We start from the raw sequence: 15,903 nt of genomic DNA, 5'->3' as shown, positions 1-15,903 counted from the left end.
TTGTTTTGTTACTACAAAAAAAAGAATAATTATTAACAATGGTGGTGTATGTAGCAAAATATTCAGGTATTTTTTTTATTTTAGACATCACATTTTTGAGCAAAAATTAGAATTAATAACTAAGATTTGTATTTTTGCCTCGATTTTAAATTTTAAAACAAACAAATTATGTCAGACATTGCATCAAGAGTAAAAGCAATTATCGTAGACAAATTAGGAGTAGACGATAACGAAGTAACTAACGAAGCAAGCTTCACAAACGATTTAGGAGCAGATTCTTTAGATACGGTTGAGTTAATCATGGAATTCGAAAAAGAATTTGATATTCAAATTCCAGATGATCAGGCAGAAAACATTGGTACTGTAGGTCAAGCGATTAGCTATATTGAAGACGCAAAAAAATAAGATTATATGCAATTAAAACGAGTTGTAGTAACTGGACTTGGCGCATTAACGCCAATAGGAAACAATAAAGAAGAGTATTGGAATAGCTTGGTTAACGGAGTTAGCGGAGCAGCACCTATAACGTATTTTGATGCTGCCAAGTTCAAAACTCGTTTCGCATGTGAGCTTAAAGATTTCAACGCGACCGATTTTATAAACAGAAAAGAGGCGCGTAAAATGGATAAGTTTACGCAATATGCGATGGTTGCTTCAGATGAAGCAATTGCTGATGCTAAGCTAAATCTAGATGATGTTAACAAATTAAGAGTTGGTGTTATTTGGGGAGCTGGTATTGGAGGATTGGAAACGTTTCAAAATGAGGTGTTAAATTATGCTGAAGGAGATGGATCTCCTCGTTTCAATCCTTTTTTTATTCCAAAAATGATTGCAGATATTGCCCCTGGGAATATTTCTATTAAAAATGGATTTATGGGGCCTAACTATACTACGGTATCTGCTTGTGCATCGTCTGCAAATGCTATGATTGATGCTTTGAACTATATTCGACTAGGTCATTGTGATGTAGTTGTAACAGGGGGAAGTGAAGCTGCTGTTACAATTGCAGGTATGGGTGGTTTTAACGCTATGCACGCCCTATCTACTAGAAATGAAAGTCCAGAAACAGCTTCAAGACCATTTGATGCTGAACGTGATGGATTCGTTTTAGGAGAAGGTGCAGGAGCTATAGTTTTAGAAGAGTATGAACATGCTAAGGCTAGAGGAGCAAAGATTTACGCTGAAGTTATTGGTGGAGGGTTATCGTCAGATGCTTACCATATGACAGCACCTCACCCAGATGGAATAGGTGTAATTGCAGTAATGAAAAACTGCTTAGAAAACGCAGGTATAAAACCTGAAGATGTAGATCATATTAATACACATGGGACTTCAACACCTTTAGGAGATGTTGCTGAATTAAAAGCAATATCTGAAGTTTTTGGAGATCATGCAAAGAACATTAATATTAACTCAACAAAGTCTATGACTGGACACTTGTTGGGGGCTGCAGGTGCTATTGAAGCAATAGCATCATTATTAGCAATGGAACATGGTGTTGTTCCTCCAACAATTAATCATGTTAATGTTGATGAAAACATCAATCCAGAATTAAACCTAACGTTGAATAATGCTCAAAAAAGAGATATTAAAGTTGCTATGAGCAACACATTTGGTTTCGGTGGGCATAATGCTTGTATAGCCTTTAGAAAACTAGATTAATCTTTTATGAATTTTCTTCGTAGAATTGTTAAACCCCAAAACAAAGAGGATGAAAACTTCTACTACGAATTAAAAGAGCTGCTTAATTTTAAACCAATTAAGTTATCGTATTATAAAAAAGCATTTACGCACAGATCTTTAAAATTAGTAGATAGTAAAGGGCATCCAATAAACTACGAACGGTTAGAGTTTTTAGGTGACGCTATTTTAGGAACTGTAATTGCTTCCTATTTATTTAAAAAAGTACCTGAAGGAGATGAAGGGTATTTAACACAAATGCGATCTAAAATAGTAAGTAGAGAGCATTTAAATAGCTTAGGTAAAGATCTAGAGTTGATTAGATTTATAAAGAGTAATATTTCTAAAGAGCACGTTAGCAATAATATTCACGGAAATATTTTTGAAGCTCTGGTAGGTGCAATTTACTTAGATAGAGGATACAATTATTGCCACCAGTTTATTTACGAGCAAGTAATAATGCCTTATGTAGATATTGAAAGATTAGAAGGTAAAATATCTAGTTATAAAGGTTTTGTTATAGAATGGTGTCAAAAGCAGAAGAAAAAGTATAAGTTTGAATCATACGAAGACTCAGGTAACCAGAGTAAAAAACATTTTAGTGTACGCGTAAGTATTGATGGTAGTATTGTAGCTAAGGGAAGAGCTACCTCTAAGAAAAAAGCAGAAGAAATTGCAGCTAAAAGGGTTTATTTTGCAATGCAAAAACAAATGCTAAAATCTTAACGTATAAATAATAAACGTTTTCATAAATTTTACATAGTATTTTCTATACATTTCTTAATTTAGCAAAAGCAAATAATTGTTTTTATGCCTATTTACGAGGTGAATATAAATGAGTTTTCTAATTATAATTATAGATTAATTGGAATTCATACAACTCTAAGTGAGTATAAATTAGCGTATTTACTAAATAAATTTTTACAAATTAAATTTAATAGAGCAACTTATGATTTAGATTTTGTTACAAAAGGAAATCAATCATCTTATGCAATATATGAGTATACTAATACGAAATTATATCAAGATTGGTTTTTAATAGCAAATGTATATAAGTCAACTCTTGAAGCAGAATCAATAAGCCTTTTTAATCAAAGTGATTCAATTACACGTTTGATACCAGAAAAGAAGAAGGTTGACTTTTTCTTAAAACTAGAAGGAGATTTTGATCATAACTCAATTGTAAAGATTATAGATATAATAAAAAAAATCCCTCAAATAATAACCTCTTATGAAATAGAGGTAGATTCATTAAAATCGAAAGATTTTTTAATTTTTTAATATATGCCACACAACAAGAAAACAAAAATTGTAGCAACATTAGGACCAGCAACAAATACAAAAGAAATTTTGGCCAATATGGCAGCAGCTGGTGTAAATGTTTTTAGAATTAATTTTTCACATGCCGATTATGAAGTAGTAAAAGAACGCATACGTCAAATACGTGAAATAAATGATGAAAGAGGTTATAACGTAGCAATATTAGCAGATTTACAAGGGCCAAAGCTTAGAGTTGGTGTAATGCAAGAGGGAGTAGAATTAAAAGCAGGTGATACGTTTACTTTTACCACCGAAAAATGTGAAGGAACACAAGAGAAAGCTTTTATGACCTATCAGCATTTTCCAAAAGATGTAAAAGTAGGAGAGAAGATTTTAGTTGATGATGGTAAACTGATGTTTGAAGTAACAGCAACAAATAAAGAAAATGAAGTTATTACCAAAGTAATAGTAGGAGGAGCATTAAAATCTAAAAAAGGAGTTAATCTTCCAAACACTAAAATTTCTTTACCAGCTTTAACAGAAAAGGATAAAAAAGATGTAGTTTTCGCATTAGAGCAAGAAGTAGATTGGATAGCTCTTTCATTTGTACGAACACCTGAAGACTTACGTATTTTACGTGATATCATTAAACAGAAATCACGTTATAGAGTTCCTGTAATAGCAAAAATAGAAAAACCTGAAGCTGTTGAAAATATAGATGCTTTAATCCCGTATTGCGACGGTTTAATGGTAGCGCGTGGTGATTTAGGAGTTGAAGTACCAATGCAAGATGTACCATTAATTCAAAAAATGTTAGTCCGTAGAGCTAAGCAAGCAAGAATTCCGGTAATTATTGCTACTCAAATGATGGAAACCATGATTGAAAACTCTGTACCAACAAGAGCAGAGGTAAATGATGTAGCAAACTCTATTATGGATGGTGCAGATGCTGTAATGCTTTCAGGGGAAACTTCAGTAGGAAAACACCCAATAAGAGTTATTCAAAAAATGACAGAAATTATTGGAAGTGTAGAATTTTCAGATTTAATAAAAGTTCCGCAAGAGCCACCTCACATCCGTACCAAAAGATTTATAACTAAATCTGTATGCCATCATGCAGCTCTTATGGCAGATGATATTAATGCGGCAGCAATATCGACTTTAACTAATAGTGGATATACTGCTTTTCAAATTTCTGCTTGGAGACCAAAATCACACGTACTAGCGTTTTCATCTGAGAAAAGAATCTTAGGAAAGTTAAACCTTCTGTGGGGTGTTAGAGCCTATTTTTACGATAGAGAACTAAGTACCGATGATACTATTGAAGATATTAACGAAATAGCTAAAGAAAAAGGCTATGTAAAAACAGGAGATTTTATGATAAACTTATCATCAATGCCTGTAAAAGCAAAAGGTATGGTAAACACATTACGTGTTTCTCATATTGACTAAATAAAGGTAATAAAATATAGAAAAAGCTCAACTTTAAAAGTTGGGCTTTTTGTTTTAAATTTTGAAAGATCTACAATTGATTTTTTTTATTCAGTTATTGATTTATATATTTTTCAGTTAGGAGTTATACTCTTACCAATGATAAGAAGAATGGGGTTAAATCTAATACATATGAACTAAGAAAATTCACAAGATAAATTAACCTTTTACTATATTTGAAACCTCGCTATTCATGCGAGGTTTTTTATTTAAAATAATTTTCAATGCAACTTATCTCCTATATAACCTCTCGTACGCAAATCTCACAAAAATCAATTCAAAATACGATTGAATTATTAAATGAAGATTGTACCATTCCTTTTATATCCCGTTACCGAAAAGAAAAAACAGGTAATTTAGATGAAGTTGAAATAGGCCAAATAGTACAACTTAAAGAACAATTTGAAGCAATAGAGAAACGGAAAGCAGCCATTTTAAAAGCTTTAGAAGAGCAAGAAGTTTTAACCAATGAGTTAAAAGCAAAAATTGAAAAGACAGAAGACTTAACTACACTAGAAGATTTATACCTTCCTTATAAAAAGAAACGAAAAACCAAAGCAGAAACAGCTCGTAAAAACGGGTTAGAACCGTTGGCGAAGATGATTATGAGTCAGCGAGTAAACGATTTGGAATTTACTGCTTCAAAATACCTTTCGAACGAAGTAGAACAAATAGACGATGCTTTAGAAGGTGCCCGTCATATTATTTCTGAATGGATTAACGAACGAACGGATGTCCGTAATAACATTCGTTACCAATTAGAGCGTTTTGCAACCATTGCTACCAAGGTTATCAAAACTAAAAAAGACGAGGATACTGCCCAAAAATTTAAAGATTATTTTGACTGGGAAGAAAATCTAAATCGCATTCCTTCACATAGATTGTTAGCTATTTTGCGCGCCGAAAAAGAAGGTTTTATTCGTGTAAAAATTAGTATTGATGATGAACGAGCTATTCAAAAAATAGAAGACAGAATTATTCGTTCGCATAACGAATGTGCTGAACAAATTGAATTAGCTATTGCTGATGCTTATAAGCGTTTGCTTTTTCCTGCATTATCAAATGAAGCTTTGTCTATAGCTAAAGAAAAGGCAGATGAAAGTGCCATTAAGGTATTTGCTAAAAACCTTCAACAATTACTATTAGGCTCTCCTCTTGGTGAAAAACGAATTTTAGCTATTGATCCAGGATTTAGAACAGGGTGTAAAGTGGTTTGTTTAAGTGCTCAAGGAGATTTATTACATAACGAAACTATTTTTCCACACGCACCTCAACATCAATCAAAAGAAGCAATAAATAAACTTAGCTCTTTAGCTAATGCTTATAAAATAGAAGCTATTGCTATAGGTAACGGAACCGCTTCAAGAGAAACTGAACGATTGGTAAAAAGTGTATATTTTAAAAATCCCGTAGAAGTATTTGTTGTAAGTGAAGCTGGTGCTTCTATTTATTCGGCTTCTAAAATTGCACGAGATGAGTTCCCTAATTATGATGTAACTGTTCGTGGAGCTGTTTCAATCGGTCGTAGATTAGCTGACCCTTTAGCTGAACTGGTAAAGATAGAAGCAAAATCGATTGGGGTTGGGCAATATCAACATGATGTAGACCAAACACAACTAAAAAAATCATTAGACACTGTAGTAGAACATTGTGTAAACAAAGTAGGTGTTAACATTAACACTGCTAGTGCTTCTCTGTTAAGTTATGTTTCTGGTATTGGCCCTAAATTGGCTGAAAATATAGTGAATTACAGAAATGAAAATGGAGCTTTTTCCAATAGAACAACAATAAAGAAAGTCCCTCGTTTGGGAGGAAAAGCATTTGAGCAATCTGCTGGGTTCCTACGAATTAAAAACAGCGATAATCCACTAGATGATTCTGCTGTACATCCAGAGCGCTATGCTTTAGTAAAACAAATAGCCAAAGACGTTGGTAAAAAAGTAGATGATTTGATTGGTAATTCTTCTGTTTTAAAACAAATTAAGCTCCAGCAATATGTAACCGATTCTTACGGGTTACCTACGCTACAAGATATTGTAAAAGAGTTAGAAAAACCAGGATTAGACCCTCGTGAAAAAGCCAAAGCTTTTAGTTTTAACGAACATATTAAAACAATAGATGATGTACAAACAGGCATGGTACTACCCGGAATTGTAAATAACATTACAAATTTTGGTTGCTTTGTTGATATAGGTATTAAAGAAAGTGGTTTGGTACATGTTTCTAACCTTTCTGATTCTTTTGTAAAAGATGTTAACGAACATGTAAGTTTACATCAACACGTTCAAGTTAAGGTATTGGAGGTAGATATTACAAGAAAACGTATTCAATTAAGTATGAGTTTTTAACTAAAAAAAACGAGCTAATTTAATTAGCTCGTTTTTTGTATGCAAAATACTATTATTTTAGTTATTAATAATCCAAGAAAGATAATACAAACTACCTATGTTTCCTAAACCAGGAGCATGTTGATATTCTTCTCCAAATAAATTTGTTCCACCTATTTTAAACTTCGATTTTAAACTAGGTACACGATAATTTAATTGTGCATCTAAAACAGTTCTTGCTTTTACATCTCCCTTTACAAAAGTAGACACCCATCTGTATTTATCTCTCCATCGTGCATTGATGTTAAATCCAAAATTTTTGAAAAGCTTTTCATTACCAAACTGGATTTTAACACTATGTTTTGGTGTGTTAAAGTTAGGTTCAAAAGATCCAAAATCTAAATCTTCTTTCATTTCAAAATCTGTGAAGTTATAATTTGCACCTATATTAAAGTTTCTAAATAGCTTTGTGTTAAGCCCTATACCCACACCATAAGAGTTTATCTTAGATTTAGCATTGGTTATTAAGTTAAACTCTGTTACACTTCCCGTTCTAACTGCTTCAGCAGCTAAAGGGTCTAATTGTCCTGTTGCTATAACATTTCCAATATTAGGCACTACTACATCTTGAAAGAATACAAAGTCATTATGGATACTATAAAAAGCGTTAAAATCTATATCTAAATTAGTATCATTAATGTTTAAAAGGCTTCTATAACCTAATTCAAATGTTTTTACCTCTTCTGGTTGTATCTCTTTATAATCAGATTTAATATTTTGTCCTTTATCGTTAATAAAATCTAAATCATATACAGACCTTGTTAATAAAGCATTATTAATTATATCATCTCCTGTCGTAATAGAATTTTCTGTTACAGTATTACCCGTAGTAGGATCTTCATATCTACTAACAGTAGGGATGCCTATTCTTCTTAGGTTATCTGCTGTAGAACCTATAGTAGTTTTTCTTGCAGAAGGCAAAAACATATATTGTTCTTGAATTGTTGGGTTTCTAAAACCTGTTTGATAAGATGCCCTAATTATATGTAGTTTTTCTTCTCCTAAAGCATAATTAAGCGCTAATCTTGGAGAATAGTTTGGAGAAAAATTCTCAGATTTATCGTAACGGATAGAACCTGTAAACTTTAATCTGTCATTTAAAAATTTCTTTTGAAGTTGAGTATAAAAACCATATTCTTCAATACTAATTTCTTCGTTAGCATCATTAAATATTGTTCCTTTTGATTCTGGATTATAGTTTCTATAAGAACCTCCTACTTGAACATCTGCCCAATCATTAAGTAAGCTTCTAAAGTTGTAGTTTGCATCTACATGCGCATAAGCACTTTTATCGTAAATTTTACTACCTCCTTCAGTTATTAAGGTTGATGTAATTGAATTAAACCCATTGGTAAATTCAGCAGTACCTGGGTTTAACCTATATTGATCTGCAAATTCTCTAGACATTGCTATAACTCTTGAATCAACATCACTTACATTAAAAGGATTACCTGAAGCTCCTATTAAAGATGAGTTATTATTAACTAAATCCATATACTGTATTGCATAATAATCTCCCCAGCTTGGTCTGTAAGTTGTACCAGATAAAACAGGAATCTTAGCATCAGCTAAAGAATTTAGTCTTTGAGCTGTTCTTGTTAAATCGTAAGTATTACCAGCGTCATTACGTGTATAATAACCTCTTACAAAGAAATTATCTCCTTTTATTTCTAATTTAGATTGTCCAATATAATAGTTACGTTGCGCAAACCTTGAAGCAGCTCCTTGAAACATATTATCTCCCATTGCTATTCTTGTAGCTAATTGAATTTCTAATGATTCATCTTTAAAAGGTCTATAATGTAAAGAGGTTGAAAATTTTATGTTTTTAGATTTGTAATCTTTAACTAATTCTCTTTCTGAATACCCTTTTCTACTAATATGTGTTCCTACAGGGAAGTTTAATGTAGAATCTTCATCTAGTGATGAAGCATCTAAATACCCTAAATATACAAGCACAGGAGTTGAGCTAGCTAAATCAGCAAAATCTTCATCTCCATACATATTTATACCATCATAATCTAAGCTTAAAGGAGCATCAAAACTTCCATTAATAATTTCGTTGGTGTCAATTCTTTTGTTTCTATTGTCGGTAGCATGCCATTCTTCTGCTTCAAAATAAGAGAAGTTTACTTTTGCAGCGAAAGCATCACTAAACTTATAGGCCATTCGAGTACTTACATCATAAAAAGGACTGTTTCCTGCTGCTTCTTGACTGGTCATTCCTCCTTTTGCTAAAACACTTATTCCTGTATGATTAAAAGGGTTTTTGGTATCCATTACCATAATACCATTATAAGCATTGGCACCATATAATGCAGAAGATGCTCCTGGTAGTATCTCTACACTTAAAATGTCTAGTTCTGATACACCAGATAAATTACCAGCACTAGTATTTAAAGCTGGTGCTGCTGTATCCATACCATCTACTAACTGAACAAACCTTGAATTATTAAAATCAGCAAATCCTCTAGTATTTATAGATTTGTATCCATAACTAACTTCTCTAGCATCAACACCTTTTAAGTTTACCAAGGCATCATAAAATGAATTAGAGCTACTCTTTTTAATATCGGTTAACCCTAATCTTTCTATGGTAACAGGAGATTCAATAATTTTTTCTGGTGTTCTAGAAGCTGATATAACGACTTGGTCTAATAACAAGTTTTCTTTTAAAACAACATTTACTTTTTTCTCGAAAGAAACAATTGAAACCTCTTCTGTATTAAACCCAAAAGCAGAAATTGTTATTGTTTGAGGTAACGTATTGCTCGGTAAAACGATTGAGAAATTTCCTTCTTCATCTGAAACAACAAATGTTTCTCCATTTGAAATTTTTGCATTGTAAAACGGTTCTAAATATTCATCATACACAGAACCTGATATTTTTACCTGAGCATAACTTGATAGCATAGCCAAGGTAAAAACAATCATTACTAATTGTTTTTTTAACATTTTAAATTTAATTGATTTTTATTCTTCTAATGAAAAGTTTATTGGAAAACCATATTTTACAGGTACACGTTTTCCATTATTTTTCCCTGGTTCGAAGCGAGGTAGCATAGATACCACTCGTTTTGCTTCTTCATTAAGAATTTCTCCTCCATCAGGGCCTAAAGTTTTAATATTTGTTACATAACCATCTCTATCTATAACGAAACGAATCCAAACTTCTCCTTGAATTTGGTTTCTTACAGCTTCTCCTGGATAGCGAAAATGTTTATTAATGTGATTAACCATCTCTAAATTAAAACAATCAAGTCTCTCTTTTTTCTTGGTATTTTTACATTTATCAAAAGAAGGTATTTTTTCTGTATAATAAAGTTTAGTTGCTTTTGATAACTCTTCTTTAGATAACATTTCTGTTATTCTTGTTAAATTATTTTCATACCCTGATGTTAGGTTTTTATTTTCAATATCTACAGGTTGTGTAGTTGAAACCTCATTAACATTTAAAGTACTAACTGAATTTATAGCTTGTGCCTTTTTTTTAAGGACTCTTTTTTTAAGATATCTTTTGCTTGCTGATATTTTAACTTTAATTTGTCTATCTGCCTTTTTCTTTGAGTTTTTTACAGGTTCTATAGTACACTTTGTTATACTATTTACATCCATAAAAGAATCATCTGGAGATTCACACACTTCTTTTTGAGCATAAAAACTTAAAGATGACAACAAAAAAATCACTAAAAAATACTTTCTCATATAAATAATTATATATTATTAAAATAATAAGGATTAAGAGTATTCTTACGAATTAGATATCATCGGGGGAACGGCCGGCAAAATTACATGTTTTAAAAATATTATTAAGCATTTTTTTAAAAAAAATAGCTACATTTATCTTTATTTTTTTTGATATTGATTATCAATGTTTTAGTCGTTTTACTTGCTCCCTAACATTAATAATTCATTACAAACTACTTCTGTTATATAACGTTTATTACCTTCTTTATCTTCAAAAGAGCGAGAAGTCAATCTACCTTCAATCATTACTTCTTTTCCTTTTTCTAGGTATTTTTCTATTATTTCTGCTGTTTTATTCCAAGCAACAATATTATGCCATTGGGTATCGGTTATCTTTTCTCCTTGTGCATTTTTATAAGTCTCATTAGTTGCAATAGCAAATTTTGCTAGTTTCTTTCCAGAATCTAAAGTGATGATTTCTGGAGTGTTTCCTAAATTACCTATTAACTGTACTCTGTTTTTTAGTGCGTTCATAATATTTTTTTAATGTTAAATAGTTAAGAATTTGCCATTCAAACGAATTGACTCTGCAAAGATGATACAGCATGCAAATTAAAAACGATTAGTAAACATTTGTTTTCGTTTGTAATTGAATGTAATCGTTTAATTATATTTTATACCTTTGAAAACAAACATTTAGCATGAAATTTTATTTAGAAACCGAACGCTTAATTTTAAGAGAGTTTAGAGAAAGTGAAACAGAAGGGGTTTTTGAGTTAGATTCTAATCCTGAAGTGCATAAATATTTAGGAAAGAATCCTATAACAACTTACAAACAAGCTGAAGACATTATAACCTTTTTTGAAGAACAATATAAAGAAAGGGGTATTGGTAGGTTTGCCGCTTTTGAAAAAGCATCAGGAGAATTCATAGGATGGTCTGGATTAAAACTCAACACGGGAGAAAAAGAAGCATTAAATGGTTTTACTAATTTTATTGATATTGGTTATCGTTTTATTCCGCGTTTTTGGGGTAAAGGTTATGCTTCCGAATCTGCTTTTGCTTGTTTAGACTTCGGCTTTAAAGAAATGAATTATGATATTATTTATGGTGCAGCTGATGTAGAAAATATTGGTTCTAACAAAATTCTACAAAAAATAGGATTACAGTTTATAAACCAGTTTGGTTATAAGGGTGTAGATGTTAACTGGTACGAACTTAAAAAATCAGATTATGGAAAATAAAAAATGTTTAGAGTGTGGTGAGAAAGTAATTGGAAGAATTGATAAAAAATTCTGTTCCGATTACTGCCGAAACGCCTTTAATAATAAAGTTAATAAAGAAAGTAAGAACCTAATACGAAACACCAACAACCGCTTACGAAAAAACTATAAAATTCTTTCCGAATTAAATACTTCTGGTAAAACAAAAGTAACCCGTCGTAAATTATTTGATAGAGGTTTTGACTTTAAGTTTATTACATCTCTTTATACAACAAAAACAGGTAACACCTATTTTTATGTATATGATCAAGGATATTTAGTATTAGAGAATGAATTATACTTATTAGTTAAGCAAGATTAATTATTTCCATGTGTTTCCTTTTAATTTCATGGCTGCAATAAGCACATCTTTTTGACTGATTTGTCCTGCTAGCTTACCATTTTGAACAATAGGGAAACGTCTTCTACGTGATTTTAAAAATTTATTGGCAGCATCTAAAATATTCATATTACCATCAATCGTTTCAACTTCTTTCACCATGGCTTTTCCAACTGTGTTGTTCTTACCTGTTGGTGAGTTATAATACCTGCTTTCTGATATTTGTTTTATACAATCACCTTCTGAAATAATTCCTACCAATTCATTTTTTTCATTAACAACAGGTCCTCCCGATATTTTATGCTTAATAAGTATATCTATCGCATCTTCAATAGGTTGTTCTTCTTTAAATGTAATTAACTTTGTGCTCATATAATCCGATACTAGCATTGGCACCTTCTCTTCTTGTGGTGTACTCGATCTCTTTCCTTGAAAACTTTTAATTGCCATAATCTTAAAATTTGCTATTAAATATACTGATTTTTAATTGATTATGTTTTTTCTTCTTAAAAAATAAATTACTTACTTTTATAAATACTAAAGTCCTACTATGAAATCATCAAGAAATTACCTGGCAGTTTTCATTATTATTTTAACCGTTTACTGGAGTTTTTACACTATACTTCCAAGTGCAACTTCTTCAAAAAAAGAAATTAGTGCTACTGAGTTTTCAATTGATAATGCACTGTATCATTTAAAAAACATCTCTCAAAAACCCCATCATACAGGTTCTGAAGAACACAAAAATGTACAAAACTATCTAGTTCAAGAGTTACAAAAACTGAATTTAGAACCTGAAATTCAATATCAAACTGCTATTAATAAAAAGTGGAGGGCAGCAACTACAACAGAAAATATTATTGCTAAAATTAAAGGAACTGAGAACGGAAAAGCTTTATTACTTTTAACTCATTACGACTCTAATCCACACTCCTCTTTAGGTGCAAGTGATGCTGGCTCTGGTGTCGTAACTATTTTAGAAGGTATAAGAGCTTACCTAGCCGCAAATAAGACGCCTAAAAACGATATTATTATACTTTTTTCGGATGCTGAAGAATTAGGACTTTTAGGAGCACAAGCTTTTGTTGAAAATCATCCTTGGGCAAAAGATGTTGGGTTAGTGCTAAATTTTGAAGCTCGTGGTAGCGGTGGTTCTAGTTATATGTTGATGGAAACTAATGGGAAAAACAAAACGTTATTAACTGAATTTTTAAATGCAAACCCAAATTATCCAGCTGCCAACTCTTTAATGTACGGTGTATATAAAAAGCTTCCTAACGATACCGATTTAACTGTTTTTAGAGAAAAAGGGAATATTAACGGGTTTAATTTTGCTTTTATTGATGATCATTTTGACTATCACACCGAACAAGATTCCTACGAAAGATTAAATAGAGAAACACTCTTACATCAAGCAGATTATTTTACCACTTCGTTAAACTATTTTGCAAATGCTGATTTAACGAACTTAAACAGTGACACTGATTACATTTATGTAAACTTTCCTTTTACTAAGTTACTAACATACCCGTTTTCTTGGGTGCTGCCAATGCTAATCATTGCCTTTTTGTTATTTATAGTGCTGGTTGCAGTAGGTATATATAAGAAGAAGATGACAGCAATGGGTATATTAAAAGGTTTTATTCCTTATATAGTATCTTTAGTATTGTGCATCGTTATTTCATACGGATTATGGCAATTATTGTTGATTATCCATCCACAATACACCGATATGTTGCATGGTTTTACCTATAATGGATATCAATATATTATTGCTTTTGTCCTTTTAAATCTTTGGATTCTTTTTAAAGTATATAATAAGCTAAAAGAAGCCAAAGCTACCAATTTACTAATTGCTCCCATAACTTTTGGATTGGTTATAAATGTTTTAATTTATATGAATTTATCAGGAGCGGGTTTCTTTATTATTCCTGTTTTTGCTTCTTTATTCATTTTAGCAATCTTGCTATTTATGAATATTAACAAAGCATCTAGAGCTGCATTATTTGCAATTATATCTATTCCTACAATTTATATGATTGCTCCTATGATTCAGTTATTTCCTGTAGCGCTAGGTTTAAAAACATTATTTATTTCAGCCATACTTTTAGTGTTTCTTTTCGGGTTGATGCTTCCTGTTTTTTACCAGGAAAAAACTAAAAACGGATGGCAAACATTAACTGGTTTTCTTGCGTTATTATTCTTTGGATATGCAACGTTTAATAGCGGTTTTTCAATTGAAAAGAAAAAACCTAATAGCTTAGTTTTTATTCAAAATTCTGATACTAACACCTCGTATTGGGCAAGTCATAATAAAACATTAGATGGATATACGAAACAATATTTTAATGATGATTCTAAACAAGGTGGTGCTAATTTAATGGCTGGGAAAAGTAAATACAATACTTCTTTTAATTATTATCAAAAAGCTGAAAATAAAGATATTCGTATTTCTAACATCAAAATTAATCAAGATACCATTGTTAATAACCTGCGAAATGTTTCATTCACAATTACGCCTACTCGTAATATTGATAAATACGAGCTGTATACAAACACTCAAATAGAGTTAACTAATTTTACTGTTAACGGAACTTTGTATGATAAAGGAGAGGCTTTTATTGCTGATAAAGGAACGTTATTAATTTATCAAATGGCAAATACTGATAAAGATTTGACCATTTCTTTTACAATTGATAAAAACACCCAACCTGATATTGTAATTAATGAAATATCTAATGATTTATTATCGCATCCTAAGTTTACCATACGACCTAGAAGTGAAATAATGATGCCAATGCCTTTTGTGGTTAACGATGCGATTATTTGTACTCGAAAACTTAAATTATAAAACAATAAAAGTTTTCTTACGCTATCTAAAAAAGCATTGTTTTTAGGGTAGTTATAAAAGACTTATACCTTTTTTGAAAAACACCTTGATGTTTTTGTAAAAACGTCAAGGTCTTTTTTGTAAGTCTTCTTAGTGTTTTGTTTTTTAATTAAAATTTTAAAGTGATATTTATTTGTAAACAATTTGTTTTAATTAATTCTAAATAAATTTATTAATGAAAAAAGAGAACCTAAAACTAAGTTTAGATTCTCTTTATAATATAATTTAAAATTGGTGTTCTTTATTCAAAAAAAGTAACAGCCCCATCTTTAATGTCGTACATAGCTCCAACAATCATGATTTCACCGTTGTTATGCATTTCAGCTAAAACTTCACTTTCGTTTAAAATTCGGTCGATAGTTAAATGTACATTCTTTTCGGCAACGTTATTTACAAACTCTATATTAGATGAGTTTCTTAAGCTTTCGTCTTTAGGTTCAGTGACAGCTTCAACAGCAGGTTTAATTTTACCCAACATGTTGGTTAAGTTACCTAACTGAGCATTGTCACAAGCTCCTTTAACAGCCCCACAACTAGTATGTCCTAACACAACGATTAATTTTGTGCCAGCTAATTTACAAGCAAACTCCATACTACCTAAAATATCTTCGTTTACAAAATTACCGGCAATTCTTGCGCTAAAAATATCACCTAAACCTTGATCAAAAACTAATTCGGCTGAAACTCTAGAATCAATACAACTTAAAATAGTAGCAAAAGGAAATTGCCCTTCTCTAGTATCGTTGACTTGCTCTAATAAATTACGATTAGCTTTTAAGTTATTTTGAAATCTTAAGTTTCCTTCTTTTAAATATTGTAATGACTTTTCAGGTGTCATAGTGGCTTGTGTTTCTTTAGTATGTGCTTTCATTATATTTTTTATAAGATTATTTATGTCGTTTTAAG

Annotated in this window: 14 protein-coding genes; 9 read left to right on the top strand and 5 right to left on the bottom strand. The window is 31.2% G+C overall.

Features of this window, described 5'->3' with window-relative positions; translation table 11 throughout:
• Positions 1 to 168: 168 nt before the first annotated feature.
• The 6 genes from NH341_RS00985 to NH341_RS00960 all read left to right on the top strand — a co-directional run bounded on the left by NH341_RS00985 (position 169) and on the right by NH341_RS00960 (position 6,779).
• The gene (locus NH341_RS00985) at positions 169 to 405 is read left to right on the top strand and encodes an acyl carrier protein (protein ID WP_028891431.1); all 237 of its coding nucleotides are present in this window, start codon (positions 169 to 171) and stop codon (positions 403 to 405) included.
• Positions 406 to 411: 6 nt separating this feature from the next.
• Positions 412 to 1,662 carry a beta-ketoacyl-ACP synthase II gene (gene fabF, locus NH341_RS00980; RefSeq protein WP_159509347.1) on the top strand — a complete coding sequence of 417 codons (1,251 nt, stop codon included), beginning with the start codon at positions 412 to 414 and terminating at the stop codon, positions 1,660 to 1,662.
• Between the two features lie 6 nt (positions 1,663 to 1,668).
• Entirely contained in the window at positions 1,669 to 2,406 is a 738-nt protein-coding gene (gene rnc, locus NH341_RS00975; protein ID WP_047788247.1) for a ribonuclease III, read from the top strand.
• A gap of 84 nt (positions 2,407 to 2,490) precedes the next feature.
• Positions 2,491 to 2,961 carry an IPExxxVDY family protein gene (locus NH341_RS00970; RefSeq protein ID WP_047788248.1) on the top strand — a complete coding sequence of 157 codons (471 nt, stop codon included), beginning with the start codon at positions 2,491 to 2,493 and terminating at the stop codon, positions 2,959 to 2,961.
• A 3-nt stretch (positions 2,962 to 2,964) separates the two neighbouring features.
• A complete protein-coding gene (gene pyk / locus NH341_RS00965) occupies positions 2,965 to 4,392 on the top strand; it encodes a pyruvate kinase (protein ID WP_239178438.1) in 1,428 nt (475 codons plus the stop codon).
• A 263-nt stretch (positions 4,393 to 4,655) separates the two neighbouring features.
• Positions 4,656 to 6,779 (top strand): Tex family protein, encoded by a 2,124-nt coding sequence (locus NH341_RS00960; protein ID WP_239178440.1) that lies wholly within the window; start codon positions 4,656 to 4,658, stop codon positions 6,777 to 6,779.
• A 57-nt stretch (positions 6,780 to 6,836) separates the two neighbouring features.
• On the opposite strand, the gene NH341_RS00955 is transcribed toward NH341_RS00960, so the two are convergent.
• The 3 genes from NH341_RS00955 to NH341_RS00945 form a co-directional block, all read right to left on the bottom strand.
• A complete protein-coding gene (locus NH341_RS00955; protein ID WP_239178442.1) occupies positions 6,837 to 9,773 on the bottom strand; it encodes a TonB-dependent receptor plug domain-containing protein in 2,937 nt (978 codons plus the stop codon).
• An 18-nt stretch (positions 9,774 to 9,791) separates the two neighbouring features.
• Positions 9,792 to 10,523, bottom strand: coding sequence for an energy transducer TonB (locus tag NH341_RS00950; protein ID WP_073182492.1), 732 nt, complete (start codon positions 10,521 to 10,523; stop codon positions 9,792 to 9,794).
• Between the two features lie 180 nt (positions 10,524 to 10,703).
• Positions 10,704 to 11,039, bottom strand: a complete 336-nt coding sequence (locus tag NH341_RS00945; protein WP_073182491.1) for a single-stranded DNA-binding protein — start codon at positions 11,037 to 11,039, stop codon at positions 10,704 to 10,706.
• A gap of 167 nt (positions 11,040 to 11,206) precedes the next feature.
• Between NH341_RS00945 and NH341_RS00940 the strand changes: the two genes are divergently transcribed.
• Together NH341_RS00940 and NH341_RS00935 are read left to right on the top strand one after the other, a co-directional pair.
• Positions 11,207 to 11,749 (top strand): GNAT family N-acetyltransferase, encoded by a 543-nt coding sequence (locus NH341_RS00940; protein ID WP_239178444.1) that lies wholly within the window; start codon positions 11,207 to 11,209, stop codon positions 11,747 to 11,749.
• Positions 11,739 to 12,089 carry a hypothetical protein gene (locus NH341_RS00935; protein ID WP_047788252.1) on the top strand — a complete coding sequence of 117 codons (351 nt, stop codon included), beginning with the start codon at positions 11,739 to 11,741 and terminating at the stop codon, positions 12,087 to 12,089. Before NH341_RS00940 ends, NH341_RS00935 begins: the two co-directional genes overlap by 11 nt.
• On the opposite strand, the gene NH341_RS00930 is transcribed toward NH341_RS00935, so the two are convergent.
• A complete protein-coding gene (locus tag NH341_RS00930; RefSeq protein WP_159610817.1) occupies positions 12,090 to 12,557 on the bottom strand; it encodes a CBS domain-containing protein in 468 nt (155 codons plus the stop codon).
• 100 nt (positions 12,558 to 12,657) lie between these two features.
• Here NH341_RS00930 and NH341_RS00925 point away from each other — a divergent pair, with 100 nt between their 5' ends.
• Entirely contained in the window at positions 12,658 to 14,958 is a 2,301-nt protein-coding gene (locus NH341_RS00925) for a M20/M25/M40 family metallo-hydrolase (protein WP_253055468.1), read from the top strand.
• 280 nt (positions 14,959 to 15,238) lie between these two features.
• Here NH341_RS00925 and NH341_RS00920 read toward each other — a convergent pair whose 3' ends face one another.
• On the bottom strand, positions 15,239 to 15,868 hold the full coding sequence (locus NH341_RS00920) for a carbonic anhydrase family protein (RefSeq protein WP_159610825.1): 630 nt from the start codon (positions 15,866 to 15,868) through the stop codon (positions 15,239 to 15,241).
• Between the last annotated feature and the right edge of the window lie 35 nt (positions 15,869 to 15,903).

This window comes from Tenacibaculum sp. XPcli2-G, from assembly GCF_024124505.1.
Classification (GTDB): domain Bacteria; phylum Bacteroidota; class Bacteroidia; order Flavobacteriales; family Flavobacteriaceae; genus Polaribacter; species Polaribacter mesophilus.
The sequence above is the reverse complement of the archived record's forward strand: the minus strand, read 5'-3'. Positions and strand labels throughout refer to the sequence as shown.